At 69.3% G+C, this 1,910-nt stretch carries 3 protein-coding genes; all 3 read right to left on the bottom strand.

Going from position 1 to position 1,910, the window contains the following annotated elements; all coding sequences use genetic code 11:
- Positions 1-548: P1 family peptidase (locus tag AC1D15_RS29690; RefSeq protein WP_477828847.1), on the bottom strand; the 548-nt coding region annotated here is incomplete at its 3' end.
- Positions 548-1,429 carry a glutathione ABC transporter permease GsiD gene (gene gsiD / locus AC1D15_RS29685; protein WP_465112413.1) on the bottom strand — a complete coding sequence of 294 codons (882 nt, stop codon included), beginning with the start codon at positions 1,427-1,429 and terminating at the stop codon, positions 548-550. The genes AC1D15_RS29690 and gsiD, both read right to left, overlap by 1 nt.
- Positions 1,426-1,910, bottom strand: a 485-nt coding sequence (locus AC1D15_RS29680) for an ABC transporter permease subunit (RefSeq protein ID WP_477828846.1), incomplete at its 5' end; no start/stop codon positions are given. The genes gsiD and AC1D15_RS29680, both read right to left, overlap by 4 nt.

Genomic DNA, 1,910 nt, shown 5'->3' with positions numbered 1-1,910 from the left:
GCACTGCCGATGCCGCCCTTCAAGCCATGGCACGACATGCCGCGCCCTGCGCCCACGCTGCCCTGCGCAACACTCCCCGGCCCTTCGCGCGCGACCGCCAGCGCCTGCGCCACATGCGATTCCTGCAAGGCCAGCGCGCGCGCATCGTTCAGCCACCCGTCGTTGCACTCGAACACCAGCGGGTTCAGCGTCGGCAGGCTGCGCGCGAGCTCCGGGTTCTGCGCCAGCCCATCGCGCACCAGCGCCGTCGCCGCGGTGCCGACCGCCAGCGTGCTGACCAGCGCGATCGGCGATTCGAGCGTGCCGAGCTCCTGCACCTGCATCAGCCCGAGGCTCTTGCCGAAGCCGTTGATCACCGCCAGCCCGGCCGGCAGCTTGTGCAGGAAGAGGTTGCCCGGCTGCGGCAGCAGCACGGTGGCGCCGGTCTGCGTCGCGCCGTCGGCCAGCGTGCAATGGCCGAGCGCGACGCCCGGCACATCGGTGATCGCATCCAGCGCTCCCGCGAGCAGCACGCCCACGCGCGGTGCGCCGAGCGCCGAGAGCTCCATCAGAACTTGTCCAGCTTCGGGTCCAGCGCGTCGCGCAGGCCGTCGCCCAGCAGGTTGAACGCCAGCACCGTGACGAAGATCGCGAGGCTCGGGAACAGCGCGACGTGCGGCGCGTTCAACATGTCGGCACGCGCTTCGTTCAGCATCGCGCCCCACTCCGGCGTCGGCGGCTGCGCACCGAGCCCGAGGAAGGACAGGCTGGCCGCGGTGATGATCGAGGTGCCGATGCGCATCGTCAGGTACACCACCACCGAGGCCACCGTGCCGGGCAGCAGGTGGCGCAGCATGATCACGGTGTCCGAGGCGCCGATCGAGCGCACCGCCTCGATGTAGGTCTGGTGCTTCAGCGACAGCACGTTGCCGCGCACCAGCCGCGCGAAGGCCGGCACGCTGAACACCGCGACCGCGAGGATCACGTTGACCATGCCGTTGCCGAGGATCGCGACGATGCCGATCGCCAGCAGGATGCCGGGGAACGCGAACAGCACGTCGGCCATGCGCATCACGATGCGGTCCCACCAGCCCTGGTAGTAGCCGGCCAGCAGCCCGAGCAGCGTGCCGATCACCGCGCCCACCGCCACCGAGATGAAGCCGGCCGCCAGCGAGATGCGCGCACCCATCAGGATGCGGCTGAAGATGTCGCGCCCGAGCGAATCGACTCCGAACCAGTGCCTGGCCGACGGCGGGGTGTTCAGCGCGTCGTAGTCGAAGAAGTTCTCCGCATCGAACGGCACCAGCCACGGCGCGAACGCCGCCACCGCCACCAGCAGCAGCACGAACGCGCCGGCCACCAGCGCGACGCGCTGGCGCTTGAACTTGCGCCAGAACTCGGAGGCCGGCGTGCGCACGGCCGTCGTGGGAGCGGTAGAGGGTGTGTTCACTGGAAGCGGATGGTCGGGTTGATGACGGCGTACAGCACATCCACCAGCAGGTTGATCAGGATGAACTCGAGCGAGAACAGCAGCACCAGCGCCTGGATCAGCGGGTAGTCGCGCATCTCGACCGCGTCGACCAGCAGCCGGCCCATGCCGGGCCAGTTGAAGACGACCTCGACGACGATCGAGCCGCCCAGCAGGAACCCGAACTGCAGGCCCATCATCGTGACGACCGGGATCAGCGCATTGCGCAGCCCGTGCTTGAACACCACCGGCAGCTCGCCCAGGCCTTTGGCGCGCGCGGTGCGCACATAGTCTTCCTTCAGGATGTCGATGAACGAACTGCGCGTGAAGCGCGCCATCACCGCGGCCACGCCGGCGCCGAGCGTCAGCGACGGCAGGATGTAGTGCCGCCAGCTGTCGGCGCCGACCGTCGGCAGCCAGCCGAGCTGCACCGAGAACAGCTGCATCAGCACCATGCCGAGCG

This window comes from Rhizobacter sp. P2_H2, from assembly GCF_056403375.1.
This window is presented reverse-complemented; position numbering and strand designations above follow the sequence as displayed.